The organism is Streptacidiphilus anmyonensis (assembly GCF_000787855.1).
Lineage (GTDB): Bacteria > Actinomycetota > Actinomycetes > Streptomycetales > Streptomycetaceae > Streptacidiphilus > Streptacidiphilus anmyonensis.
Window position 1 is genome coordinate 106,579 of sequence record NZ_BBPQ01000014.1, and the last position, 25,016, is coordinate 131,594.

The window sequence follows — 25,016 nt, forward strand, 5'->3', positions numbered from 1 at the left end:
AGAAGCGGCTCACGCCGATGTGCTCGCCGGGTCGCACCGGCCCGGCGGTCTCGGTGTACTCCCACGCGGCCGCGACGACGGGGTCGGTGGCGAGGTCCGCGGGGTCCGCCGGGGCGGGCAGGGCGAGCCGGGCGGTGAACGCGACGATCCGGCCCGTCGTCACCAGGCGGTAGACGCTGAACGCCTCGGGCTGCCGCTGCGCCCAGTAGCGGACCAGCTCGGCGGAGGCGGGGCCCTCGGTCTCCTCGGCCATCCGCAGCACGACGGGCAGGTCGTCGGGGTGCAGCGGCCGGTCGTGCACCTCGTCCTCGCGCCGCCAGGTACGGGTGCGCGCGACGATCCGGCCGTCGCGGAAGAGGTGGAACAGCTCGTCGGTGACGGTGAAGACCTGCTCCTCGGGAGCCTCGCGCAGCAGCCGCAGGTACTCCTCGGCCAGACGCTGACGCATCGTCTCGAACGCGTTGGGAGCCCGCCAGCGCAGGTCGGCGGCCAGCGTCTCGCGCGCCGCGTCGTGCGGGTGGAGCCCCCGGTGGGTGGACTCCATGAAGGGCAGGTCCCGCAGCCAGGTGAACAGCTGGTGCGCGTCGTGCTCGGGCAGCACCGCCGCGAGCAGCTCCTCGGAGGTCGAGTAGGCCTGGGCCGCCACCTCCAGGGCGCGCCGGTGGGCCGCCGTCGGCACCTCGCCGATCAGGCCCGCCAGCAGCGGGCGCAGGATGTCGGCCGACGGCGCCCAGGACTCCTCCCGGCCGAAGGAGGCCGTCCCGGCGGCCGCCGCGAGGGAGAGCGCCAGCGGGTTGCCTCCGGCGAAGCGCATGATGCGCTCCCGCAGGCCGGGCAGGACCTGGGTGGTGGTCAGCAGGCTGCGGGCCTGCTCCTCGGAGAACGGCTCCAGCTCGTGGACGTAGAGGATCTCGGTCCACGCCGGGTCGGCCGTCCACTGGGGGTGCGGCGCGAGCCGGCCCGCCAGGACCACCAGGGTGTCGTCAGCGGCGCGCGGCAGGAAGCGCTGCCACAGCCGCTCTCCAGCCACTGGCAGTGTTCGAAGGAGTCCACGAACAGCACCGTGCCGGGCGCCCCGAGGAACGGGGCCGCCTCGCGTTCGAAGTCGGCCGGGTCCCGGCTGACGAAGCGGCCGTCCAGGTCCAGGATCGTGCGGCCGACCGCGCGGGCCTGGTCCGCGAGGCGGCGCAGCAGCGTCGACTTGCCGATGCCGCCCGGCCCGAAGACGTAGAACGCGAAGGGGGCGTCGGCCTCACCGGCCAACGCGTCGGCGAAGCGCTCGAGCTCCTCGTCCCGGCCGACGAACGCCTGGACGCGCGCGCTGCTCAGTCTCTCTCCCACGGACGCCATGACGGCCTCCCCCTTCCCCATGTCGCTGCGCACGATCCTAACCAAGGGCGGTGTGCGGGCCGCGGGAGCGGCGACCGCACGGCAGCGGACGGCCCGTGGCGTCAGCGGAGCGCGGCGACCGGTTCGGGCACCGGCGTGAAGTCCAGCGGCAGGGCGACGGGGCCGCGCGTGTACAGACCGGCCTCCCGGTAGGCGAAACCGGGCCGCAGGCGCACCCCGTCGAGCTGCGGCAGCAGCAGCGCGGCGACCGTCTCGATCTCGGCGCGGGCGAACGCGGCGCCGACGCACTGGTGCAGCCCGGTGCCGAAGGCCAGGTGCTGGGCGGCGGCGGTGAACGAGCGCGCGGTGCCGAGGTCCTGGCGGTGGATGTCGAAGGTGTCCGGGGCGGTGAACGCCTCGGGGTCGCGGTTGGCCGCGCCGACCATGCAGAACACCGTGGCGCCCGCCGGGACGACGCCGCCGTCGAACTCGGAGTCCCGCTCCGCACGGCGGGGGATGAGCTGGACGGGCGGGGTGTAGCGCAGCGTCTCGGCGATGGCCGCGGACAGCAGGGCCGGGTCGCGCCGGACCTGCGCCAACTGCTCGGGGTGGTCGATCAGATGCTTGAAGAGGAGCCCGAGCGTCTTGTCGGCGGGCTCGACGGCGGCCACCAGCACGTTGACGACCAGTGCGGTGACCTCACGGGTGGTCATGGTGACGCCGTCGAACGCGGTGGTGCTCAGCAGCGATATCAGGTCCTCGCCCGGGTGGCGGCGCCGCTGCTCGATGGCGGGGACGAGGTAGCCCTCCAACGCCTCGGCGCAGTCCAGGCAGTGGCGGCGGCGTTCGGGGGTGAGGCCGATGCTGGTGATGAACTCGCCGACCCCGGCGAGCCAGGCGGTGACCTGCCGCCAGTCCTCCTTGTCCAGGCCGAGGACGTCCAGCGTCACGCGGACGGCGAAGGGCTTGCCGAAGTCGTTGACCAGGTCCATCCGCCCCTGGGCCAGCAGCGGCGCGAGGAGCTCGGCGGCGTTGGCGCGGATGACGCGGGTCTGGTCCTGCAGCACCTGGCCGGTGAAGCCCCGCACGACGATCTTCCGCTTGGCGGTGTGCTCCGCGCCCGTCATCTGGGCCAGGACCGGGCCGCGCATCACCGGTTCGGCACGCACCTGCAGCGTCTCGGTGGTGAACGCCTCGTGGTCGGTCAGCACCCGCCTGACGTCCCGGTAGCGGGAGAGGAACCAGCTGTCGGCCGCCGGCTCGTGGTGCACCGGCGCGTGCTCCCGCAGTCGGGAGTAGTACCGGTGGGGCGCGGCGGCGAAGTCCTCGGACAGGACGCTGAAGCGGGGATCGTGCACGGGTGCTGCGGGCCTTTCGGAAGGGGGACGGGCGCGCGGAGGCGCCGGGACGTCCGGCTGCTGCGGACTATAGACAGCCCCGGGCCCCGGCCGACACCGTCGATCGGCGGGACTTGCGTGAACAGCCGTGAACAGCCGTGAACAGCCCTGGACAGCCGTGGACAGTGCCGGGGTCCCGTCCGGCCTGGGAAGTGGACAGTGGACGCGGCCACGCTACGAGCCATGAACCCCACCGACACCGACCGCAGTCCCGGAGCCGCGCTCGCGGCGCTGGCCGGGGCACAGTTCCCCGTCATGCTGGCCACCTCGATCGTGAACGTGGCCCTGCCCCAGATCCGCTCCGGTGTGGGCCTGTCCGACAGCGGCACCACCTGGGTCGTCAACGCCTACGGCCTGGCTTTCGGGGCGCTGCTGCTGGCCGGCGGTCGGGCGGCGGACCTGCTCGGCCGACGCCGCGTCCTGCTCGCGGGCCTCGCCGTCTTCGCGGCGTCCTCGCTGGCCGCAGGGCTCGCGTCCGCCTCCGCCGTGCTGATCGCCGCGCGGGCGGTGCAGGGCCTGGGAGCGGCGGCCATCGCCCCCGCCGCGCTGGCGCTGGTGATGGACCTCTTCCCGCCGGGGCCAGGCCGCGGAAAAGCCCTGGGGGTGTGGGGAGCGGTGTCCGGCGCGGGAGGCGCGGCCGGAGTCCTCCTCGGCGGGGTGCTCACCCAGGCGTGGGGCTGGCCGTGGATCTTCTACGCGGTCGCCGTCGGCGCGCTCCTCGTGCTGGCCGCCGTCCTGGCCGTCGTGCCGAAGCAGCAGCCCCGGGCGTCCGGACGGTTCGACCTCCTCGGCACCGCCACCGTCACCGTCGCCCTCACCGCGCTGGTGTGGAGCCTGACCACCGCGCGCGGCACCGGCTGGACCGACCCCTCCGTTCTTGGCGGCTTCGCCGTCGCCGCCGCGCTGCTGACGGCGTTCGTGCTGGTGGAACGCCGCCACCCGAACCCGCTGCTGCCACCCCGACTCTTCCGGACCGGCCGGGTCGCCTCCGGCAACCTGCTGATGGCGCTGCTGGGATCGGTGTGGATCGCCCTGTTCTTCTTCCTGCCGCTGTACCAGCAGCAGGTCCTCGGCTCCAGCCCGCTCGCCACGGGGCTGGGCCAACTCCCGCTCGCCTTCGCCAACATGCTCGGCTCCACGCTCGCGTCGCGGGTCTCCCGCCGTCTCGGCGCCACCGCGACCGTCACCGCGGCCCTGCTCACGGAGGCAGCCGGAATGCTGTGGCTGTCCCGGATCAGTGCCCACGGCAGCTACGCGGCCGACGTCGTCGGGCCCAGCATCCTCATCGGCCTCGGCCTGAGCGTCGCCTTCGTGCAGCTCACCGCGCTGTCCGTGGAGGGCGTCCCGGGCCAGGACGCGGGGCTGGCCGGCGGCCTGGTCAACACGACCCGTCAGGTCGGGGGAGCGGTGGGCCTCGCCGTCCTGGCCACCCTCGCCGGCTCCGCAACCGCCCACGCCGCCGCCCACCAGCCGCACCCCGAGGCGCTGACGGAGGGCTACCGCCTCGCCTTCGGCATCGGCTCCGGCGTCCTGGCCGCGACCGCCGTCCTGGCGCTGCTGCTGTCGTGCCGACGCACGGCGACCCCGACTCCGACTCCGCCCCCGACTCCGGACCCGGCCCCCGCGGCCGACCGACCCGCGGCCCTGCAGCCGGTCGCGCACCACTGACCCTCTCGCTCTCCAACCGCCCTACCGAAAGGAATCACCGCCGTGTTCACCATCGACGAGACCGCTCCCGTGATCGTCCGCCTCTCCACCGTCGTCGACGCCCCGCTGGAGCGCGTCTGGGCCCTGCACACCGACATCGACGCCTGGGCCGAGTGGAACGCGGACGTCGACCACGCCGAGATCGACGGCCCGCTGCTGCCCGGCTCCTCCTTCCGCTGGCAGACCCACGGCCTGGACATCAGCTCAACCCTCCGCGAGGTCGTCCCCGGCCGGCGCATCGTCTGGGGCGGTCCGGCCGGCGGCATCGAGGGCGTCCACGTGTGGACGTTCGAACAGACCGGCGAGCAGGTCACCGTGCACACCGAGGAGTCCTGGAGCGGAGCCCCCGTCGACGCCGCCGCCGAGCAGCTCGGCGAGGCGCTGCACCAGTCCCTGACCGCCTGGCTCGCACGCCTCAAGTCCCGCTCGGAGCAGCACGGCTGATCGTCCATCAACTCCCACGCCACAACCACGACAACCAACAAGCGAGGTACCGCCATGACCGCCGACAAGCCCTACCTGACCGGCCACTACACCCCCGTCGCCGACGAGGTCACCGCCACCGAGCTCACCGTCGAGGGCAACCTGCCCACCGAGCTGACCGGCCGCCTGCTCCGCAACGGCCACAACCCCAAGCCCGGCGTCACTCCCACCCACTGGTTCAAGGGCAGCGGCATGGTCCACGGCATCCAGCTGCGCGAGGGCCGCGCGGAGTGGTACCGCAACCGCTGGGTGCACACCCCCGCTCTCGACGGCGCCCCCTACATGACGGACCACGGCCCGGACCTGACCGCCAGTGCCGCCGGCACCCACGTCATCGAGCACGGCGGCCGCCTGCTCGCCCTGTGCGAGGCCAACTACCCCTTCGAGCTCACCGCGGAGCTGGAGACGGTCGGCGCCTTCGACTTCGGCGGCAAGCTGCGCACCGCGATGACCGCGCATCCCAAGGAGGACCCGGTGACGGGGGAGCTGCACTTCTTCGGGTCCTCGCCCTTCCCGCCCTACCTGGTGTACCACGTCGCCGACGCCAAGGGCCGAATCGTCCACAGCGCCGAGATCCCGGGAGCCAGCGCCGCCCTCAAGCACGACTTCGCGATCACCCGCCGCCACGTCGTCTTCATCGAGGGCAACGTCACCTTCGACCCCGCCGACCACTCCGGCATCCCGTACGGCTGGAGCGACGAGCAGCCCGCCCGCATCGGTGTCATGCCCCGCGGTCAGGACGGCGCCCAGAGCGTGCGCTGGTTCACCATCGAACCGGGCAACGTGCTGCACGTCGCCAACGCCTACGAGGACGGCCAGGGCCGCATCGTCCTGGAAGGGCCGACCGTCGACCGCGAGGGCTTCCACCTCTCCTGGAACTGGTGGATCGGCGCCCCGGGCCGAGGCTCCGAGCCCGTCTCCCGCTCCTACACCCGCCGCTGGGTCGTCGACCCGGCCGCCGGCACCGTCGACGAGCAGATCGTCGACGACCTGCCGGTGGAGTTCCCGACCCTCAACGAGCAGTACCTGGGTGCCGAGAACCGCTACCAGTACGCCGTCTCCTTCCCCGATGAGAAGGGCTTCGGCGGCTACGGCGTCGTCAAGTACGACCGCACCACCGGCGCCCGCCGCGTCCACCAGGTCGGCGACGCCCGCATGCCCGGCGAAGCCGTCTTCGTCCCCGCCGCCGGGGCCACCCGCGAGGACGACGGCTACCTGCTCACGGTCGTCTCCGACCTCAAGCAGGACGCCTCACAGCTGCTGGTGCTCGACGCCTGCGGCCTCGACCGGGTCGCCACCGTCCACCTGCCGCACCGGGTGGCCGCCGGACTCCACGGCTCCTGGATCCCCGACAGCGACCCGCGCGGCTGAGCCCCGCCGACGCGACGGCTGACGCCCTCCGGCCGCAAGCGGCTCGGAGGGCGTCGGCGTCGTAGGGACGTGACGACCGAGCCGCCGCAACGAGACGCGGTGGCCCTTCCGGGCGACGACCCACGCCGTCTCGACCTCCCGGTCGAGCTCGGGCCCGAGGCGGCGGAGCAGGAGGAGATCCGCCGCCTGGTCGTCGCACAGGAACGCGCGGGGATCCCGGACCGCGACGTGATCCTGAGAGGGCACCAGTCCCACCACCACGAGGACCTCGGCGAGCTGCTGGCCGCCGCGCCCGCGAACGGCAGCGGGCGCGCCTGGACGCCTACGCGCCCTGACACCGCCGCGACGCAGCGGTGAGGCAGCCGCGACGCAGCGGGTGACGCAGCCGGGCGACACCGGGCCGACCTCCGCGCCCGACGGCGTCGGCCGGGGCACGATGGCGCCATGGCACAGTTCACCGCCCTGGAGGTCACCCAGCCGCTCGGCGAGGGATGGAGCCAGCTGCTGGGCCTCGCCTTCGCCTTCGTGCTGTCCGGTGTCATCGGGCTGGAGCGGGAGCTGCGGCAGAAGGCCGCGGGGCTGCGCACCTACATCGTCGTCGGGGTCGGCTCCGCCCTGTTCGTGATGGTGAGCAAGTACGGCTTCCTCGACATGACCCGCTACGGGAGCGCGATCCACATCAACCCGGCCACGATGGCCGCCCAGATCGTCTCCGGGGTCGGCTTCATCGGTGCGGGCGTCATCTTCGTCCAGCGGACCTCCGTGCGCGGTCTGACGACCGCGGCCAGCATCTGGCTCGTCGCCGCCGTCGGCGCGGCGGCGGGGGCCGAACTGCCGATCCTCGCCTCCGTCGCCACGGCCGGATACCTGCTCGTCACCTTCGCGTTGCGCCCGCTCGTGCACCTGCTCCCCTCGTTGCGGACCACCCGGTACACCTACCGCGTCACCTACATCCAGCGCCTGGGCATGCTGCGCGAGCTGGTCGAGGCGTGCCTGGACCGGGACTTCCTGCTGGCGGAGCTCGCGACGCTCTCGGCGGGCAGGCCGGCGGGCCCGGTCTTCCTCGCGCAGGAGGACGAGTCCACCGTGGAGGTCTCCCTCTCCGTCGAGGGCCGCGGCGACCCGCACCGCCTCCAACTGCAGATCGCCGCCCTCCCCGGCGTGCTGGCCTGCAGCAGGACCGACCACTCGGACGAGTGAGCGGGGACGGGCAGGCTCACTCCCGCGCCCGCGCCTGCGTCGCCACCGCGCTGGGGGTCCTCGCGGCGGGCGCCGGCGGCACGCGGTGGGCCGTGCCCGGCCGCAGGACCCTGGCCAGGACCGACGGGTGGAACAGCGTCGCCGGGGAGGCGACCATGTTCACCACCCGGGCGAAGCGCGCCCACACCGCGGGATCGTGCACGGCCGCCGCGAACAGGCGGCGGTTGTAGGCGTGGGCGATGCGCGCGCCGATCGGCCGGTGCTCCGGGTCCCACATCAGGTCGGAGTTGCCGGAGATCGTCCACGGCGCGAGCAGCACTCGGGCCACCCCGCGCTGGTAGCGCCGGGCGAGGCCGTCCAGCCCGCCGGCGGCGTCCTGGCGCTGCCCGAGCATCCGGCGCAGCAGGTCCGCCTCCAGGGCGGCGACGGTCAGGCCCTGCCCGTAGACCGGGTCGAAGACGCACACGGCGTCGCCCAGGGCGATCAGCCGCTCCGGCCAGTTCCGGCTGCGGTGGTACTGGAACCAGCGGCTGTTGACGTTGGTGTACCGGTGGACGGGCTCGGCGCCGGTGCGGTCCGCGAGCTGCTCGGCCAGGTGCGGGTTGCCGAGCGAGTGCGCGAAGTCCAGGTACCCCTCCGCGTCCGTGGGCGGCGCCTGGTCGTCGTAGCCGAACAGCGAGCAGGTCCAGCGTCCGTGCTCGACGGCGAGCAGGACCCCGCCGCGCGGGATGTCGGGCGCGAAGGTCATCTGGTAGGCGACGTCGTAGTCCAGGCCGTCGGGGCGCGGGAAGTGCACGGTGGTGTAAGTGATCCGCGCGTCCAGCACCCGGGGCGCCGGTGCGTGCACGCCCAGGGCGCGCAGCCGGTCCTCGAGCCGTCCCGAACGGCCCGACGCGTCCACCACCAGGTCGGCTTCCAGCTCGACCGGCGTCTCGTGGCCGGCCGCGCCGCCGACCGGCCGGTAGCGGACGCCGGTCACCCGTCCGTCCGGCCCGGCGATGAGCTCCTCGCACCGGACGGGTGCGAGGGAACGCACCTGGGGCAGCGTCAGCACGCGGCGGCGGATGCCGCGTTCCAGCACGTCGCGGGTGAACGACTGGATCAGCACACCGGTGCGGGCGCGCGGTGCGTACCCGGTCGGCAGCAGGAAGCTGATGCGCTCCCCGTAGTCGTAGACCGGTGCGCCCTGCTCGCCGAGCTCCGCGCGCAGGCCGGGGAAGAGCCGCTCCAGCACCTCGGCGCCTCTGGCCAGCAGCGCGTGGGCGTGCCAGCCCTGGGGCGCGTGCGGGTGCACCCCGGTCTCGGGCGTCACCGGATCCTGTTCGAGCACCGTCACCTCGTCGAACCGGTCCGCCAGGACGCGCGCCGCGACCAGGCCCGCGAAGCCGCCTCCCACGACCACGGCCCTGCCCCGACGTCCGGCCGTCTCGCCGCTCATCCGTCCCCCTCCTGTGGTTGTGCCCCTGACACCTGCCCTACCCGGCCATCCCTACCGGCAGCGGGCGCACGGATGCGCGCGAGGGGGGCACAGTGGCACGAAGTCGCGCGCCCGACGGGCAGGTTGGCCGAATCCGCGCGCGGCCGTCGCGCCGTGCCGCGTACGCTGACTGCCCGTCGGAACGATCGGGAACCGGGCGGGGGAGCGGGCATGGGCATCCGGGGCAGGACACAGGGACTTCGGCGCGCCGTGGTGGCCGTGCTGGTGTCGGCGGCGGCGCTCGGCGCCGCGGTGGGGGCGGGCGGCCCCGCCACCGCGGCATCGGCGCCCGCGGCGCCCACGGCGCCATCCGCGCCGGCGGGCATCCTCGCGGCGCCCACGCAGGTCGCGCACACGCGTCTCGGCGACGTCGGCTACCGCGAGGAGGGGCAGGGCAGTCCGCTGCTGCTGATCACCGGGCGCGGCGCGTCGATGGACGACTGGGCCCCCGGCTTCGTCGACGCCCTGGCCGCCCGGCATCGCGTCGTCGTCTTCGACAACGCGGGCGTCGGCCTCACCAGCCCGCTGCCCGGGCCGCTCACCGTGCCCGGGATGGCCGACCAGACCGCGGCGTTCATCGCGGCGCTGCACCTGCACCGTCCTGCCGTGCTCGGCTGGTCCATGGGCGGCATGATCGCCCAGGCTCTGGCCGTCCGTCACCCGGACCGCACAGGCCCGCTCGTGCTCGCCGCCTCCCAGTCCGGCACGGGCAGCGCGCTGCCCATCCCCGCGGCCGCCGCGGCCGCGCTGGACAGCCCGGACCCGCTGGAGGCGCTGTCCGTCCTCTTCCCCGCCGACCAGCGGCAGGCGATGCTCGCCTACGGCTACGCGGTCTCGCAGTACCCCGGCTTCTACCACGCGTCCACGGCGGTCAAGTCCGCGCAGGACTCCGCCATCGCGCGGTGGATGGCCGGTCAGGACCCCTCCGGCCGCCGCGTCGACCGCATCCGGGTGCCCGTCCTGGTCGCCGACGGCGCCGAGGACGCGCTCGACCCGTCCGCCAACGCCGCCGACCTGGCCGCCCACCTCCGCCGTGCCCGTGTCCTCCTCGAACCGGACGCCGGCCACGCCTTCCTCTTCCAGGACGCGCCGCAGTTCACCGCGACGGTGGACCGGTTCGTCGGCTAGGCGCGGAAGGCGTGTGCGCTGGAGCCCACTCCGGGACACAGCGTGCTGCGCGGACGGCCATGCCGATCGCCGAGGTGCGGGAGTTCACCCGTCTGCTCGGTGGCAACCAGCGCTAGCCCGACGCCGTCGAGCGCCTGGCGGCCGTCGGGGAGGAGTGGGGTCTCGCTGACGCACCTGACGCTCGCCGTCGCCGCGGCGTCGCACCGGGCGCACCGGGCCGTCCGTGCGGTGATCCTCGGCCCGTACCCTGGCACCGTTCCCACCTGGCTACGGAGCGGCCGGTCGGGAAGGCTGGAGGGCATGGACAACGCAACCACCACCGCACTCGTGACCGGCGCCAACAAGGGGATCGGCAAGGAGATCGCGCGGCAGCTCGCGGCGTCCGGCGTACGCGTGCTGCTCGGGGCACGCGACGCCGAACGCGGCCGACAGGCCGTCGCGGAGCTGAACGCGGACGGCGACGGCGCCGCGGACGTGCGGCTGCTCGTGCTCGACGTCACCGACCCGAGCGGCGTCGCGAAGGCCGCTGCCGAGGTCGAGCGGCTGGACATCCTGGTCAACAACGCCGGGATGATGGCCGAGGGCAGCACCGCGCCCGACGCGGACCTCGACGCCTTCCGGCGGACCTTCGAGACCAACCTCTTCGGCGTGCTGACGGTGACCAACGCCTTCCTCCCGGCGCTGCGCCGCTCGCCCGCGCCGCGGATCGTGAACATCTCCAGCGGCACCGGATCGCTCGCCTGGAGCGCCGACCCGGCCCGCGAGTTCGCACTCGCGGCCGGTTCGGGTGCGGCCTACCGCAGCTCCAAGACCGCGCTCAACGCGCTCACCCTCTTCTACGCCCAGACGCTGGCCCCCGAGGGCATCAAGGTCAACGCCCTCGCCCCCGGCCTGCGGCGCACCGACCTCAACGAACGCGCCGCCGCCAGCGACGGCGATCCGGCCGAGGCCGCGGCCGGCGCGGTCCGCCTGGCGCTGCTCCCCGACGACGGCCCGACGGGCGCGTTCCTGTCCTGGGACGGCACGCCCGTGCCGTGGTGATCGTCGGACGGCGGGTGATCAGATCCAGTCGCGGCGCTTGAAGCTGAAGTAGAGGGCGACCGAGAGCGCGACGGTGACGCCGGTGGAGCACCAGAAGCCCCAGGCGGTGTTGAACCCGGGGTAGGGGACGTTCTGCCCGTAGAAGCCGGTGACGGCGGTGGGGACGGCGACGATCGAAGCCCAGCTGGTCACCTTCTTCATGATCATGTTCATCCGGTTGCCCTGGATGGTCAGGTTGGTCTCCATGATCGAGCCGACCATGTCGCGCAGCGACTCCGTCCACTCCGTGACCCGCAGCACGTGGTCGTAGACGTCCTGGTAGTACGGCACCATCGACTCGTTGACGAAGTGCAGGTCGCGGCGCATCAGCGTGTTGACCATCTCCCGCATGGGCAGCACGATCCGGCGCAGCCGCACCAGGTTCTTGCGCAGCGCGAACGCCGCCCGCTGGATGTCGCGGTCCTCCCCGGCGGTCCCGTCGAAGAGGCCCTCCTCGATCTCCTCGATCCGGTCGTCCATCTCCTGCACGGCCCGGAAGTGCCCGTCGACCACCTGGTCGAGCAGGCCGTGCAGCAGGAAGCCGACGCCGTGCTCGGCGAGGGCGGGCGCGTTGTCCCAACGCACCACCACGTCGTCCATGTCGAACCGGTCGTCCAGGCGGACGGTGATCAGCGCGTTCGCGGTGACGAACACCGACAGCTCGCTGATGCTCAGCTCCTCGCCGCCCCGGCCCGCGCACACCGCGTACATGCTGAGGAAACAGTGGTCCGCGTACCGGTCCAGCTTGGGCCGCTGGTGCTCGTGCCGCGCGTCCTCGACGGCGAGCTCGTGCAGGCCGAACTCCTCGGTGATCACGTCGAAGTCGGCCGGCGTCGGCGCGCACAGGTCGAGCCACACGACCGTGCCGGTCTCGGCGAGGTGATCGGATATCTCCGGGAGGGGGAAGCCCTCCAGGACGAGCTTGCCGTCCTGGTAGAGACGGGTCCGGGCGGAGCGAGCGGTTTCGGCCATCGGCACACCCTATCGGCATGTCCTGCCAGCTCCGCCGTGTCCTTCGTCACCCGGGTGGCCGGATCCGGTCGACTCGTCGGCGCCGGGCGGCAGTTGCGTGCGAGAGCGCCCGCCGGACGGGCGGCTGGGCGGGCCGCCCCGGAGCGACCGTCACCAGCCGCCTCCCACCCCGCGATGGGCGCGGACGCCTACGCCTCGACCGGCGACCTCGCCGTCCTCGCCGACCCCCAACGCAGCGGCGTCTGCGTGGACATCGGTCTCGCTCGTGCCGCCGGCGGCGCGGTGGACCTCAGCGCCTGGCCGACGCCGAGCGGCGCTCCGTGCACCGGCCGGGCCGCGTTGTCCGCGGCGGAGTTCGTGACCGGGGACCCGCGCGCGGGTGGCTGACGGTCCGACAGTCGGTCGCGCGGGTTCACTGCTCGGGGGCGGGCCGGTCGCCCGGCCCCTGCGACCCCGGCCCCGTCGACCTCGGCCGCCGCGGCCCCGGGTGGTCGTCCCGCGCGCGGCGGCGGAGCAGGTCGGCGAGGAGGGCCAGCGGGGGCCAGTCCGAGCGGCCGCGGCGGGTCACCGCGTAGGCGCGCAGGGACACCTCGGGGTTGGTCAGGGGCAGCAGGCGGACCCCGGGCGCGGTGGGGCGGTCCGCCGGCAGCAGGCCGACGCCGAGACCGGCGACGATCATGGACTCGACCAGGTCGAGGCTGTCCGAGCGGTGGGTGAGCCGGGCGCTGAACCCGGCCATCGAGGACAGCGTCCGGATCACCGTCTCGTCGGCCGTGTTGCGGGAGTTGCCGATCCAGTCCGCCGAGCGGAAGCGGGCGAAGACCTCCGCCGAGGTGGCCGGTCCGGCGTCGGACTCGCTCGCCGGCACGCCGAGACCCCAGGCGGCCGTCCACAGCGGAACCGCTTTCACGGCCGGGTCGGGCGCGGCGGGGGCCAGGTTGTAGTCGTAGACGAGCGCGAGATCCACCTCGTCCTCCGCCAGCAGCGCCAGCGCCTCGGCGGGTTCGTGTTCGCGCACCAGGACGTGCAGGCGCGGGTGCTCCTCGGCGAGCGTGGCCACGATCGGCAGCAGGTGGGCGCGCAGCCCCGTCGCGAAACCGGCCACCCGCAGCGTGCCGCTGGGCTCCGCGTCCGCGGAGAGGTCCCGCTGCGCCGCCTCGACGGCGGCCAGGATGACGGTCGCGTGCTCGACCAGCCGCCGCCCGGCGGGTGTGAGCCGCACCCGCCGCCCATGCGGCTCGACCAGCGGCGCGCCGGTCTCCCGCGCCAGCGTGGCGATCTGCTGGGAGACGGTGGACGTGGTCGTGCGCAGGGTGTCGGCCACGGCCCGCATCGAACCGAGCCGGGCCAACTCCACCAGGACTTGCAGGCGACGTGTCTCCATAGGGCCATTGTCGGGCCGCCCGCCCGCGATCGTCCGGAAATCATGGACGGTACGTCCATGATCCGCACGTGGACGTGGACGTTTGCGGCGCGATGTACTCGTACACATGAGCACCACCGGCCACTCCACCGCCCTCCCCGCGCCCACGTCCACGCCCATGTCCGTTTCCGCCCGCCACCGGGCCGCCCGCACGGGAACCCTCATGGGCGTGGCCTCCATGAGCACCGTCCAGCTCGGCGCGGCGCTCACGGTCCCGATGTTCGCCAGTCTCGGCGTCCTCGGCACCGCCGGACTGCGGCTGGCCTGGGCCGGCCTGGTGCTGCTGGTGCTGGTCCGGCCGCGCCGCCGCGACTTCGCGGGCCGCGATCTTGCCGCCTGCGTGCTCCTCGGCGTGGTGACCTCGGGCCTGACGGTGTTCTTCGCCCTGGCCATCGCCCGGCTGCCGTTCGGCACGGTGAGCGCGCTGGAGTTCCTCGGCCCGCTCGCGGTGTCCCTGTTCGGCCCCGGACACGGCCGCCGCGTGTGGACCCTGGCCGCCGGGTTGGGCGTCGTCCTGCTCACCGAGCCCTGGCACGGCGGCCTCGACCCCGTCGGCCTGGCCTTCGCACTGGCGGCCGCGTCCTGCTGGGCGGCGTACATCCTGCTCACCCAGCACGTCGGCGACCGCGTCACCGGCCTGAGCGGACTCGCCGTCTCGATGCCGGTCGCCGCGGTCGTCGCCATGCTGGTGGCCGCGCCCACGCTCGGCGGACGGCTGTCCTGGGGGCCCGCACTGATCATGCTCGGGCTCGCGGTGCTGAGCCCCCTCGTGCCCTACGCCCTGGAGTTCCAGGCCCTGCGGCGGCTGACGGCCTCCTCGTTCGGGACCTTGATGAGCCTGGAGCCGGCGATAGCGCTGCTGGTCGGCATCCTGGTGCTGCACCAGGTCCCGGGCGCGGGCCCGGCACTCGGCGTCGCCTTTGTGGTCGTCGCCGGAGTGGGCGCGACCCGCAGCGGCGCCCGGCCGGAACCGGTCCCGTCGGCCCTGCCGACCCCGTCGGTCCAGCCGGAGCGCCCCGCGGAACCCGCCGACGACGAGCGCCTCGTCCCGGTCTGCACGGGCCGGGCCGCCTGAACGGCCGGTCCCCGAACAGGACCTACACCGCGTAGGCGCCCGCGGCGATGTCCTCCAGCAGGGTGGGGCCGGTCGGGGCCCAGCCGAGCAGGTCCCGGGTGCGGGCGTTGGACGCGACGATGTCCATGCCGAAGAAGTGCCCGATCCAGCCGAAGTGCGCCTCGGCGTCCTCCCGCGCGACGGAGACCGTCGGCAGGCCGAGGTACTCGCCGAGCGCGGCCGCGATGTCGCGGGAGGGGATGCCGCTCTCGCCCACCGCGTGCATCCGGGACCCCGCCGGGGCCTTCTCCAGGGCGAGCCGGACCATGCGCGCGGCGTCCGTGCGGTGCACGGCCGCCCAGTGGCTCGCGCCGTCGCCGATGTAGCCCGCCGCGCCGTGCTCCTTGGCGATCTGCGCGAGCCTGGCGACGAAGCCGTGGTCGCCGCCCAGGCCGTGGACGGTGGGGGAGAAGCGCAGCGCCACCGCCCGGACGCCGCGGTCGGCGGCGGAGAGGGCGAGGTTCTCGCTGCCGCCGCGCATCGAGTCCTCGCCGTGGAACGGTGAGGCGTCCTGCTCGGTCAGCGGTCGGCCGGTGACGGAGGAGGCCAGGCCCGAGGCGAGCAGGAACGGACGCTCGCTGCCCTCCAGCGCGTCGAGCATCCGCGCGACCGCGGCGTTCTCGGTGCGGCCGGCGCCCGCGTAGTCGGTGAAGTCGTGCTTGAACGCGAGGTGGATCACGCCGTCGGCCGCGCCGGCCGCCTTGGCCAGACCCTCGGGGTCGTCGAGGGTGCCGCGGTGGGCGACGGCGCCCTTGGCCTCGAGCGCGGCCGCGCTCTCGTCGGAGCGGGCGAGCCCGACGACCTCGTGGCCGTGGGCGAGCAGTTCGTCGGTGACGGCCGAGCCGATCCAGCCGGAAGCGCCGGTGATGAAGACGCGCATGGCAGGGGTCCTTCCTGGACTATGTCAGTGGCTGACATCAACTACCGTAACACTCGATGTCAGCGACTGTCATCAATCTCCTGTCGCCGCCACCCGGAACGGCGGGCATGGGAGGCTCGGCGCTCGCACGGGCGGGCGCGGTAGCAGGCCGCCGGCAGCCAGGTCGGAACGCGGTCGCCGCGCCGACGGGCCGACAGGCCAGGCGAACTGGCTGGTGCCGCGCCCGCCGACCTTTGCCCTGCCGCGACGCCTGGCACGCACTCCCCCCGCCTTCGGCTGGGAGGTGCCCCCACGACGCCGCGGCTGGCCGGGCAGAGGTTGGCGGCCGCCGGCCCTAGCGGGCCAGGGAGGAAGGGGCGGCCAGCAGGTCGCCCACCGCCGCGATGCCCGCCCTGACCGCGCGGATCCCGACGTTGCCGAAGCCCAGGACGAGCTGCGGCGGACGCGCGTCGCGCGAGGCGCGGCACGCGCTCATGCCGTGCAGCCCCACCGACCGTGCCCGCGCCGCGCGGACCACCCGCTGCTCATCGGCCTCCTCCGGCAGGTGGGCGACGGCGTGGAAACCAGCGGCGAGACCCGTCACCCGCACGCCCGGCGCGTGTTCGGCCAGGGCCTCCAGCAGCGCGTCACGGCGTGCGGCGTAGGTCGCCCGCATCCGACGCAGGTGGCGGTCGAACCGGCCGGACTCCATCAGGCGTGCCAGGGCCAGCTGTTCGAGCGTGGGAGTACCGCGGTCGCTCAGGTGCTTCTGCGCGGTGACGGCGTCGGTCAGCCCCGGCGGGCACAGCATCCAGCCGATCCGAAGCGCCGGAGCGAGGGACTTGCTGACGGTGCCGAGGGAGACGACCCGGTCCGGCGCCAGCCCCTGGAGCGCCCCGACCGGCTCGCGGTCGTAGCGGTGCTCGGCGTCGTAGTCGTCCTCGATGACGAACCCGTCGCGTTCACGGGCCCAGGCCAGCAGCGCCAACCGCCGCTCCGGGGCCAGGGCGACACCGGTCGGCCACTGGTGCGCCGGGGTGACCACCACCGCCCGCGCGTCGGTGCGCGCGAGCGCCGCCACGTCCAGGCCGTGCGCGTCCACGGGGACGGGCACCGCGCGCAGGCCGGCCGCCGCCGCGGCCGCGCCGACCGTCGCGGGGGAGCCCGGGTCCTCGAAGGCCACGGCCCGCACCCCGCCGTCCGCCAGGACCCGCAGGGTCAGCCCCAGCCCCTGGGCGTACCCGTTGCACACCACGATCCGCTCCGGATCGGCCGCCGCGGCCCGCACCCGGCGCAGATACCCGGCCAGCACCTCCCGCAGTTCCGCGCTGCCGCGCGGGTCGCCGTAGCCGAACGCGGCCGGCGGCATCGCCCGCGCCGCCTCGCGGGTCGCCCAGAGCCAGTCCTGGAGCGGAAACGAACGCAGGTCGGGGACGCCCCAGCAGAAGTCGGCCAGCAGCCGCTCCCCGCCCGGGTCCGGCCGGGCGGTCCCGGCGGGCGCCGCCGCGCCCGCGGCCACCCGGGTCGCGGAGCCAGGACGCGTCACCAGGTAGCCCTCGGCCTGGAGTTGGGCGTAGCACTCCTGTACCAGACCGCGCGAGACTTCCGCCGTCCGCGCGAGCTCCCGCGAGGACGGCAGCCGCTCGCCCACCTGGAGCCGACCGGTCCGGATCGCGTCGCGCAGTGCGTGCTCCAGCTGCGCGCGCAGCGGCCGACGGTCCGAGCGGTCGACGCTCAGCAGCAGCTCGGGCGAGGAACTGGACCACTGCGGAGGCATGGAACTGGAGCTTACCGGCGGTCCGGTCGGCCGCTTAGCGTCCTGCCGTGACCGAAACCGTCGCTTCCTCCCCCGCCTCCGTCACGCCCCGGCCGCCGTTGGTGACACGGCCGTTGCTGCTGCGGTTCGTCTCCCTGCTCGGCGGCTCCACCAGCTTCTACCTGCTGCTCGCCGCCGTCCCCGGCTTCGCCGCCGCGCACGGAGGCGGGGGCGGGAGCGCCGGTCTGGCCACGGCGGCCCTGATGCTCTCCACCGTCGCCGGTGAGCTCGCCACCCCCGCGCTGGTCGGCCGACTCGGCTACCGCGTGGTGCTGGCCACCGGGTTGGCGCTGCTGGGCGCGCCCGCGCTGGCGCTCACCGCGTCCGGCGCGCTGTGGGCGGTCGCCACCGTCTGCGCGCTGCGCGGCATCGGCTTCGCGTTCACCGTCGTGGCCGGAGGCGCGCTCACGGCGTCGCTGGTCCCGGCCGAACGGCGGGGCGAGGGGCTGGCGTTGGTCGGGATCGTCAGCGGCGTGCCGGCCCTTGTCGCGCTGCCGCTCGGCGTCTGGCTGGCCGCGCACGCCGGCTACGGCGTGGTCTTCACCGCCGGCGCCGTGTCCGCACTGGCCGCGATCGTCGCCGTGCCGGGCCTGCCCGACCGGGTCCGGGCGGCAGGACGCGGCGTCAGCGTGGCCGAGGGCCTCCGCACCGGCGAACTCCTGCGCCCGGCCCTGGTGTTCGCGGCGACCACCCTCGCGGTCGGGATCGTCGTCACCTTCCTCCCGCTCACTGTCCCACGCTCGCAGAGCGGGACGGTCACCGCCGCGCTGCTCGTCCAGCCCGCCGCCGCCACCGTCGCCCGCTGGGTGGCGGGCCGCCGCGGCGACCGCCGGGGCCCCGCCGGTCTGGTGATCCCCGGCCTGCTGCTGGCCGCGCTCGGCACGCTGCTCCTGGCCCTGGCGGGCGGCCCGGTGGCCGTCGTCGCCGCGATGGCGCTGTTCGGCACCGGCTTCGGCCTCGCCCAGAACTCCACGCTGACGCTGATGTACTGCCGCGTCCCGGAGGCCGCCTACGGCACCGTCAGCGCGCTGTGGAACTTCGCCTACGACGCCGGCATGGGCGTCGGCGCGCTCGCCTTCGGCTGGGTCGCGACCGCCACCGGCTACCGGTGGGCCTTCGCCCTGACCGCCCTCGCGATGCTCACCGCCCTCGCCCCGGCCCTCACCGACCGCCGCTCCACCCCGACCCCTCAGACGAAGGAGACCCCGAAGTGAACCCGCACCACGCGATCCCGCACGACCTGAACCCCCACGACCCGAACCCGCGCGGCTTGTACCCGGGGTCCGACGACGCGCACCGCGACGACTCCCACCGCGACGGCGCGCAGCCCGAGGACGCCCCCGCCGCACCGGACGCCCCCGCCAACGCCAGCGCCAACGGCGGCCCGCGCCTGTGCCGCTGGTGACGCCCGCGCCGGCGCTTCCCGCCGACGCGGTGGAAACCCAGGTGGCCTCGGCTCCCCGCCTGAGTACAGTTGCGCCGTGCCTGAGCTGCAGCAGTTGGACGCCGACCACGCCCCGGCGGTCCTGGCCTTCGAGCTGGCCAACCGTGCCTACTTCGCCGCCTCGATCTCGGACCGGGGCGACGAGTTCTACGACCGGTTCGCCGACCGGCACAGCGCCATGCTGGCCGAGCAGGAAGCCGGCGACTGCGCCTTCTACGTCCTGGTCGCCGACGACGGCTCGGTGCTGGGCCGGTTCAACCTGTACGACCTGAAGGACGGCACGGCCAACCTCGGCTACCGGGTCGCGCAGCACGTCGCCGGGCGCGGCGTAGCGACCGCGACCGTCCTGGAGCTGTGCCGGCTGGCGGCCGCGCGGCACGGCCTGCGCTCCCTGCGGGCAGCCACCTCCCACGCCAACGCCGCGTCCCAGAAGGTGCTGGCCAAAGCCGGGTTCGTCCCGACCGGCCCGGCCGACCCCGCCGACCTCGGCGGCAAGCCGGGCACCTGGTACCAGCGCGAGCTGGAACCCCGACCGTAGCCCGCGGTCTCGCCGACGCAGCGTCGGGAGGGACGGCTGCTCCCGGACGCGCCGGCGCGGCCCGCTGATCTCGCGCGCCGCCGGCGCAGGGTCTCCCCGGCTCCCGTCCTGCCTTCCCAGCTGAGGCAGGACGGGAGCCGGCGGGCTCAGGCGCCCACGTACGAGGCCAGGTGCTCGCCCGTAAGGGTGGAGCGGGCGGCGACCAGGTCGGCCGGGGTGCCCTCGAAGACGACGCGGCCGCCGTCGTGGCCGGCTCCCGGACCGAGGTCGACGATCCAGTCGGCGTGGGCCATGACCGCCTGGTGGTGCTCGATGACGACGACCGACTTGCCCGAGTCGACGATCCGGTCCAGCAGGCCCAACAACTGCTCCACGTCCGCGAGGTGGAGGCCGGTGGTGGGCTCGTCCAGGATGTAGACGCCGCCCTTCTCCGCCATCTGCGTCGCCAGCTTGAGCCGTTGGCGCTCCCCGCCCGACAGGGTGGTCAGCGGCTGGCCGAGCGTCAGGTAGCCCAGGCCGACGTCGGCGAGGCGTGCCAGGATGGCGTGCGCGGCGGGCGTCTTGGCCTCGCCCGAGGCGAAGAACTGCTCCGCCTCGGTGACCGACATCGCCAGCACCTCGCTGATGTCCCTGCCGCCGAGGTGGTAGTCCAGCACCGAGGAGTCGAACCGCTTGCCGTCGCACTCCTCGCAGACGCTGGAGACCGTCGCCATCATGCCCAGATCCGTGTAGATGACGCCCGCGCCGTTGCAGTTCGGGCAGGCGCCCTCGGAGTTGGAGCTGAACAGCGCCGGCTTCACCCCGTTCGCCTTCGCGAACGCCTTGCGGATCGGCTCCAGCAGCCCCGAGTACGTCGCCGGGTTGCTGCGCCGCGAGCCGCGGATCGGGGTCTGGTCGACCGAGACCACGCCCGCCGCCGTCGCCTCCGACTGCTTCGGCAGCGAGCCGTGCAGCAGCGAGCTCTTGCCCGAGCCCGCGACGCCCGTCACCACGACCAGCACCCCGAGCGGGATGTCGACGTCCACATCGCGCAGGTTGTTCGTCGACGCGCCGCGGATCGGCAGCGTCCCGCTCGGCTCGCGCACCTTCTCCTTGACCGCGGCCCGGTCGTCGAGGTGACGGCCCGTCACCGTCCCGCTCCTGCGTAGCCCGTCGACCGTGCCCTCGAAGCAGACCGTGCCGCCGGCCGAGCCGGCGCCGGGGCCGAGGTCGACGACGTGGTCGGCGATCGCGATCGCCTCCGGCTTGTGCTCGACCACCAGCACGGTGTTGCCCTTGTCGCGCAGGCGCAGCAGCAGCTCGTTCATCCGCTGGATGTCGTGCGGGTGCAGGCCGATCGTGGGCTCGTCGAAGACGTAGGTGACGTCGGTCAGCGAGGACCCGAGGTGGCGGATCATCTTCACCCGCTGCGCCTCGCCGCCCGAGAGCGTCCCGGACGGGCGGTCCAGGGAGAGGTAGCCGAGGCCGATCTCGACGAAGGAGTCCAGCAGCGCCCGCAGCGACTCCAGCAGCGGCGCGACCGAGGGCTCGTCCAGGCCGCGTACCCACGCCGCGAGGTCGCTGATCTGCATCGCGCACACGTCGCCGATGCTCCTGCCGTCGATCTTCGACGACCGCGCCGCCTCGCTCAGCCGCGAGCCGCCGCACTCCGGGCACACGGCGAAGGTGACCGCCCGGTCCACGAACGCGCGGATGTGCGGCTGGAGCGAGTCCTGGTCCTTGGAGAGCATCGACTTCTGGATGCGCGGCACCAGACCCTCGTAGGTCATGTTGATGCCCGCGATCTTCATCCGCACCGGCTCGTGGTACAGGAAGTCGTTGCGTTCCTTCTTGGTGTACTTGCGGATGGGCTTGTCCTCGTCGACGAAGCCCGAGGCGGCGTAGAGGCGGTAGTTCCAGCCGCCCGGGGTGTACCCGGGCACGGTGAGCGCGCCCTCGGCGAGCGACTTGGAGTCGTCGAACAGCTGGGTCAGGTCGATGTCCGAGACCGAGCCCCGGCCCTCGCAGCGCGGGCACATGCCGCCGGTGATGCTGAAGCTGCGCCGCTCCTTGACCTGCTTGCCGCCGCGCTCCAGGGTGACCGCGCCCGCTCCGCTGATCGAGGGCACGTTGAAGGAGTACGCCTTCGGCGAGCCGATGTGCGGCTGCCCGAGGCGGCTGAACAGGATGCGCAGCATCGCGTTGGCGTCGGTGGCCGTCCCGACCGTGGAGCGCGGATCGCCGCCCATGCGCTGCTGGTCGACGAGGATGGCCGTGGTCAGGCCCTCCAGCACGTCGACGTCGGGCCGCGCGAGCGTCGGCATGAAGCCCTGCACGAAGGCGCTGTAGGTCTCGTTGATCAGCCGCTGCGACTCGGCGGCGATGGTGTCGAAGACGAGCGAACTCTTGCCCGAGCCGGACACCCCCGTGAACACCGTCAGGCGGCGCTTGGGGATCTCGACGGCGACGTCCTTGAGGTTGTTCTCGCGCGCGCCGTGGACCCGGATCACGTCATGGGTGTCGGCGCCGCCGCCCCCCGGGGAAGACGGCTGGTCGCCCCGCTTCGCCTTGCTCATCGTGTCTCCCTCAGGATCGCCGTGGCCGACGTGACCACCGACGGGCACGACCGATCGTAGCCGGGCCCTACGACAGCGCTCCGGTCCGCCGGCGCCTGCCGGCCACCCGAGGTGACGACGGCCCAGGCGCGGGTCGCCGTGCCCTCCGGGCATCGGCCGGAGGTCAGCGGCCAGACCTCCGCGGCACCGCGCCGGGCGTCATGCGCCGCCGCTGTCGTCGCCGCGTGCCGGACGTGCGGCGAGGAAGCGGTCGCGGTCCACGACGGCGCGGTCGATCTCGCCCGAGCCGACCAGTCGGCCGTCGTCGTCGACCGCCCGCACGCGAAACGTCAGCCGGCGCCCGTCGGCGGGCCCGGCCTCGGCGGTGACCGCCACGGAACCGCCGACCGCCGCGGCCCGCAGGTGCTCCACCCGCACCGCCGTGCCGACGCTGGTCTGCCCCGGCCCCACGAACGGCCGCGCCGCCTCGACGGTCGCCGCCTCCATCCACGCGACCAGCCGGGGCGTGGCCAGCACCGGCACGTCGCCGCTGCCCAGCGCGATCGCGGTGTCCTCTTCGTTCACGTGATGCCGCATGGCAGCACGCTATCCCGCGCGCCCACCGCGGGTGGGCATCGGTTGCTGGTCCCCCGGCGGGGTGGTGAGCTTGAAGGACGCGAGGAGGAAGGCGGTGAGCGGCAGATGAAGGCCAAGGCAGGGGACCGGCTGCGATTTCTCGGGCATCAGGTGGGCACCCCGGACCACTACGGGCGGGTCCTGAAGGTGATCGGCCCGGACGGCGGACCTCCGTACCTGGTGGAGTTCGACGACGGGCACCAGGCCGAGGTGTACCCCGGCTCCGACTGCGAGCTGGAGCACCCGAAGGAGCACGGAGCGGGAGCGGTCGGCTGACGCCGGAGGCTTCACCCGTTCGGTGGCGGGGGCTGCGGGCACGCACCTGCGCGGCCGCCGTTCACGGACGGCGGCCGCGCGGCGCGCTCCCGCGCGGACGGGAGCGAGGCGGACGGGACCGAGGGAGACAGAGAACTCAGAGATACGACGCGTCAGGGCGGATGGTCTCCACCCGCTGCTTGACGCAGCGGATGTGCGAGCCCGGTCCCGGCCCGACGACGGCCGAGCGGCCGTCCGGGTACTCGACCCGGTAGGGCGGCCCGCCGCGCTCGCCCAGCACCTCGGTGACCCGCGCGACCTTGCCGTATGCCGCGGCGCGGCCCTGCATCGACAGCCAGTCGCCTCTGGCGGCTTGCATGCGGACCGCCTCCCTTCCGGGCCGAATCCGAGCCCCACCATTCTAGGAGCCCCATGGCGACACCGCAGAGCATCGTCAGACCCCCGACGCGAGCCGCCGTCTTCTTGGTCGGCACGATCGCCGACGGCGGCGAGGAAGCGGTGCGGGGGCTGCTCCAGGACCTGGCGGGCCTGGTGCGGTCGGTGGGCTTCCGGTCCCCGGGCGACCTGCTCGGCTGCGTGGCCGGGATCGGTTCGGACGCCTGGGACCGCCTCTTCGACGGCCCGAGGCCGCGCGAGCTGCACCCGTTCCCGGCGCTGGACGGCCCGGTGCACCACGCGCCCGCGACGCCGGGCGACCTGCTCTTCCACATCCGCGCCCAGCGCATGGACCTGTGCTTCGAGCTCGCCCGCCTGATCACCGACCGCCTGCACGACGCCGTCACCGTCGTCGACGAGGTGCACGGCTTCAAGTACTTCGACGAGCGCGACCTGCTCGGCTTCGTCGACGGCAGCGAGAACCCCGAGGACCAGGCCGCCGAGGCCGCGGTCCACCTCACCGACGAGGACCCGCGGTTCCGCGGCGGCAGCTATGTGATCGTGCAGAAGTACCTCCACGACATGGCCGCGTGGGCGGAGCTCACCACAGAGGAGCAGGAGCGGGCCATCGGCCGCAGCAAGGACGCCAACGTGGAGATGCCCGACGACGTCAAGCCGCCGAACTCGCACGTCGCGCTGAACACGATCGTGGGCGAGGACGGACGCCAGCGGCAGATCGTCCGCGAGAACATGCCGTTCGGCACGGTGGGCCGCGGCGAGTTCGGCACCTACTTCATCGGCTACGCGCGCACGCCCGAGGTGACGGAGCGGATGCTCCGCAACATGTTCCTGGGCGACCCGCCGGGCACCACCGACCGCATCCTCGACTTCTCCACCCCCGTCACCGGATGCCTGTTCTTCGTCCCGAGCGCGGACTTCCTCGACGGCGTCCCCGGCGGCGCCGACACGGGCGGGTCCCTGGGCATCGGCAGTCTCAAAGGAGCGTCATCATGACGGCCACCAGCGGGATGAACAACCTCCACCGCGAGCTCGCCCCGATCACGCCCGCGGCCTGGGCGCAGATCGAGGCGGAGGCGCGACGGTCCTTCCGGCGGCATGTCGCGGGCCGGCGCGTGGTGGACGTGACCGGCCCGGCCGGCCCCGAGCTGGCCGCCGTCGGGACGGGCCATCTCGCCGACATCGAGCCCCCGGCCGCGCGCGTCGCAGCGCGCCTGCGGGAGGCGCGGCGGCTGGTCGAGCTGCGGGTGCCGTTCACGGTCACCCGCGCGGCCGTCGACGACGTCGAGCGCGGCGCGCAGGACTCCGACTGGCAGCCGGTCAAGGACGCGGCGCGGGTGATGGCCTTCGCCGAGGACCAGGCGATCTTCGACGGCTACCCGGCGGCCGGGATCGACGGCCTGCGCACCCGCAGTTCCAACCCGGTGATCAGCCTCCCGGCCGATCCGGACGCCTACCCCGACGTCGTCAGCAGCGCGCTGACCGCGCTGCGGCTGGCCGGCGTCGACGGCCCGTACGCGGTGCTGCTGGGCGCGGACCAATACACGGCCGTGAACGAGACCTCCGATCACGGGTACCCGGTCGCCAAGCACGTCGAGCGCATGGTCGACGGCGGGCTGGTCTGGGCGCCCGCGCTCAGCGGCGGCTACGTCCTGTCCACCCGCGGCGGCGACTTCGAGCTGCGGCTGGGCCAGGACCTGTCGATCGGCTACACCTCGCACGACAAGGACAGCGTCGAGCTGTACTTCCAGCAGACGCTGACCTTCCTCACCTACACGGACGAGGCCGTCGTGGTGCTGCGGCCCTGATCGGGGCCGCTCCTGAGCGGGCGGGTGGGAA

Annotated in this window: 25 protein-coding genes; 15 read left to right on the forward strand and 10 right to left on the reverse strand. The window is 74.0% G+C overall.

Features of this window, described 5'->3' with window-relative positions; translation table 11 throughout:
• Positions 1–852 precede the first annotated feature (852 nt).
• Both TR50_RS48170 and TR50_RS16205 read right to left on the reverse strand, forming a co-directional pair.
• Complete coding sequence (locus TR50_RS48170; RefSeq protein ID WP_201776830.1) at positions 853–1,350, reverse strand: ATP-binding protein; 498 nt, start codon at positions 1,348–1,350, stop codon at positions 853–855.
• Between the two features lie 101 nt (positions 1,351–1,451).
• Entirely contained in the window at positions 1,452–2,687 is a 1,236-nt protein-coding gene (locus TR50_RS16205; protein ID WP_042421234.1) for a cytochrome P450, cyclodipeptide synthase-associated, read from the reverse strand.
• A 222-nt stretch (positions 2,688–2,909) separates the two neighbouring features.
• On the opposite strand from TR50_RS16205, the gene TR50_RS16210 reads away from it, so the two are divergent.
• The 5 genes from TR50_RS16210 (at position 2,910) to TR50_RS16230 (ending at position 7,487) form a co-directional block, all read left to right on the forward strand.
• Positions 2,910–4,394 (forward strand): DHA2 family efflux MFS transporter permease subunit, encoded by a 1,485-nt coding sequence (locus tag TR50_RS16210; protein WP_042421237.1) that lies wholly within the window; start codon positions 2,910–2,912, stop codon positions 4,392–4,394.
• 42 nt (positions 4,395–4,436) lie between these two features.
• A complete protein-coding gene (locus TR50_RS16215) occupies positions 4,437–4,877 on the forward strand; it encodes an SRPBCC family protein (protein WP_201776831.1) in 441 nt (146 codons plus the stop codon).
• A 54-nt stretch (positions 4,878–4,931) separates the two neighbouring features.
• Positions 4,932–6,287: a carotenoid oxygenase family protein gene (locus TR50_RS16220; RefSeq protein WP_042421242.1), complete on the forward strand. Its 1,356-nt coding sequence runs from the start codon at positions 4,932–4,934 to the stop codon at positions 6,285–6,287.
• 69 nt (positions 6,288–6,356) lie between these two features.
• On the forward strand, positions 6,357–6,644 hold the full coding sequence (locus TR50_RS16225; RefSeq protein WP_152648426.1) for a hypothetical protein: 288 nt from the start codon (positions 6,357–6,359) through the stop codon (positions 6,642–6,644).
• Between the two features lie 87 nt (positions 6,645–6,731).
• A complete protein-coding gene (locus TR50_RS16230) occupies positions 6,732–7,487 on the forward strand; it encodes an MgtC/SapB family protein (protein ID WP_042421248.1) in 756 nt (251 codons plus the stop codon).
• A 16-nt stretch (positions 7,488–7,503) separates the two neighbouring features.
• Here TR50_RS16230 and TR50_RS47910 read toward each other — a convergent pair whose 3' ends face one another.
• Positions 7,504–8,925, reverse strand: a complete 1,422-nt coding sequence (locus TR50_RS47910) for an NAD(P)/FAD-dependent oxidoreductase (RefSeq protein ID WP_052441038.1) — start codon at positions 8,923–8,925, stop codon at positions 7,504–7,506.
• Between the two features lie 210 nt (positions 8,926–9,135).
• Here TR50_RS47910 and TR50_RS16240 point away from each other — a divergent pair, with 210 nt between their 5' ends.
• Positions 9,136–10,092 carry an alpha/beta fold hydrolase gene (locus tag TR50_RS16240; RefSeq protein WP_152648427.1) on the forward strand — a complete coding sequence of 319 codons (957 nt, stop codon included), beginning with the start codon at positions 9,136–9,138 and terminating at the stop codon, positions 10,090–10,092.
• A 300-nt stretch (positions 10,093–10,392) separates the two neighbouring features.
• Positions 10,393–11,133 (forward strand): SDR family oxidoreductase, encoded by a 741-nt coding sequence (locus TR50_RS16250; protein WP_042421255.1) that lies wholly within the window; start codon positions 10,393–10,395, stop codon positions 11,131–11,133.
• 18 nt (positions 11,134–11,151) lie between these two features.
• On the opposite strand, the gene TR50_RS16255 is transcribed toward TR50_RS16250, so the two are convergent.
• The gene (locus TR50_RS16255) at positions 11,152–12,144 is read right to left on the reverse strand and encodes a magnesium transporter CorA family protein (protein WP_042421390.1); all 993 of its coding nucleotides are present in this window, start codon (positions 12,142–12,144) and stop codon (positions 11,152–11,154) included.
• Between the two features lie 174 nt (positions 12,145–12,318).
• Here TR50_RS16255 and TR50_RS16260 point away from each other — a divergent pair, with 174 nt between their 5' ends.
• Positions 12,319–12,531 carry a hypothetical protein gene (locus TR50_RS16260; RefSeq protein WP_042421258.1) on the forward strand — a complete coding sequence of 71 codons (213 nt, stop codon included), beginning with the start codon at positions 12,319–12,321 and terminating at the stop codon, positions 12,529–12,531.
• A 25-nt stretch (positions 12,532–12,556) separates the two neighbouring features.
• Here TR50_RS16260 and TR50_RS16265 read toward each other — a convergent pair whose 3' ends face one another.
• Positions 12,557–13,528 carry a LysR family transcriptional regulator gene (locus tag TR50_RS16265; RefSeq protein ID WP_042421261.1) on the reverse strand — a complete coding sequence of 324 codons (972 nt, stop codon included), beginning with the start codon at positions 13,526–13,528 and terminating at the stop codon, positions 12,557–12,559.
• A 106-nt stretch (positions 13,529–13,634) separates the two neighbouring features.
• Here TR50_RS16265 and TR50_RS16270 point away from each other — a divergent pair, with 106 nt between their 5' ends.
• Entirely contained in the window at positions 13,635–14,642 is a 1,008-nt protein-coding gene (locus TR50_RS16270) for an EamA family transporter (protein ID WP_063775080.1), read from the forward strand.
• 22 nt (positions 14,643–14,664) lie between these two features.
• Here TR50_RS16270 and TR50_RS16275 read toward each other — a convergent pair whose 3' ends face one another.
• Together TR50_RS16275 and pdxR are read right to left on the reverse strand one after the other, a co-directional pair.
• Entirely contained in the window at positions 14,665–15,561 is an 897-nt protein-coding gene (locus TR50_RS16275; RefSeq protein WP_042421265.1) for an SDR family oxidoreductase, read from the reverse strand.
• A 334-nt stretch (positions 15,562–15,895) separates the two neighbouring features.
• A complete protein-coding gene (gene pdxR / locus TR50_RS16280) occupies positions 15,896–17,317 on the reverse strand; it encodes a MocR-like pyridoxine biosynthesis transcription factor PdxR (protein ID WP_042421267.1) in 1,422 nt (473 codons plus the stop codon).
• Positions 17,318–17,364: 47 nt separating this feature from the next.
• Between pdxR and TR50_RS16285 the strand changes: the two genes are divergently transcribed.
• From TR50_RS16285 to TR50_RS16295, 3 genes are all read left to right on the forward strand, one after another.
• Positions 17,365–18,570 (forward strand): MFS transporter, encoded by a 1,206-nt coding sequence (locus TR50_RS16285; protein WP_042421272.1) that lies wholly within the window; start codon positions 17,365–17,367, stop codon positions 18,568–18,570.
• Positions 18,567–18,761, forward strand: coding sequence for a hypothetical protein (locus TR50_RS16290; RefSeq protein WP_042421275.1), 195 nt, complete (start codon positions 18,567–18,569; stop codon positions 18,759–18,761). The genes TR50_RS16285 and TR50_RS16290 overlap by 4 nt, the downstream gene beginning before the upstream one ends.
• 76 nt (positions 18,762–18,837) lie before the next feature.
• Positions 18,838–19,338: a GNAT family N-acetyltransferase gene (locus tag TR50_RS16295; protein WP_042421278.1), complete on the forward strand. Its 501-nt coding sequence runs from the start codon at positions 18,838–18,840 to the stop codon at positions 19,336–19,338.
• 146 nt (positions 19,339–19,484) lie between these two features.
• Here the strand turns inward: TR50_RS16295 and TR50_RS16300 are convergent, their stop codons facing one another.
• Together TR50_RS16300 and TR50_RS16305 are read right to left on the reverse strand one after the other, a co-directional pair.
• Entirely contained in the window at positions 19,485–21,893 is a 2,409-nt protein-coding gene (locus tag TR50_RS16300; protein WP_042421281.1) for an ATP-binding cassette domain-containing protein, read from the reverse strand.
• Between the two features lie 198 nt (positions 21,894–22,091).
• A complete protein-coding gene (locus TR50_RS16305) occupies positions 22,092–22,469 on the reverse strand; it encodes a thioesterase family protein (protein ID WP_042421284.1) in 378 nt (125 codons plus the stop codon).
• A gap of 105 nt (positions 22,470–22,574) precedes the next feature.
• Here TR50_RS16305 and TR50_RS16310 point away from each other — a divergent pair, with 105 nt between their 5' ends.
• The gene (locus TR50_RS16310; RefSeq protein ID WP_042381769.1) at positions 22,575–22,784 is read left to right on the forward strand and encodes a DUF1918 domain-containing protein; all 210 of its coding nucleotides are present in this window, start codon (positions 22,575–22,577) and stop codon (positions 22,782–22,784) included.
• A gap of 136 nt (positions 22,785–22,920) precedes the next feature.
• On the opposite strand, the gene TR50_RS16315 is transcribed toward TR50_RS16310, so the two are convergent.
• The gene (locus TR50_RS16315) at positions 22,921–23,142 is read right to left on the reverse strand and encodes a DUF1918 domain-containing protein (protein ID WP_042421286.1); all 222 of its coding nucleotides are present in this window, start codon (positions 23,140–23,142) and stop codon (positions 22,921–22,923) included.
• 53 nt (positions 23,143–23,195) lie between these two features.
• On the opposite strand from TR50_RS16315, the gene TR50_RS16320 reads away from it, so the two are divergent.
• Together TR50_RS16320 and TR50_RS16325 are read left to right on the forward strand one after the other, a co-directional pair.
• Positions 23,196–24,173, forward strand: coding sequence for a Dyp-type peroxidase (locus TR50_RS16320; RefSeq protein WP_042421289.1), 978 nt, complete (start codon positions 23,196–23,198; stop codon positions 24,171–24,173).
• Positions 24,174–24,187: 14 nt separating this feature from the next.
• Positions 24,188–24,985, forward strand: coding sequence for a family 1 encapsulin nanocompartment shell protein (locus tag TR50_RS16325; RefSeq protein ID WP_042421397.1), 798 nt, complete (start codon positions 24,188–24,190; stop codon positions 24,983–24,985).
• Positions 24,986–25,016: the final 31 nt, after the last annotated feature.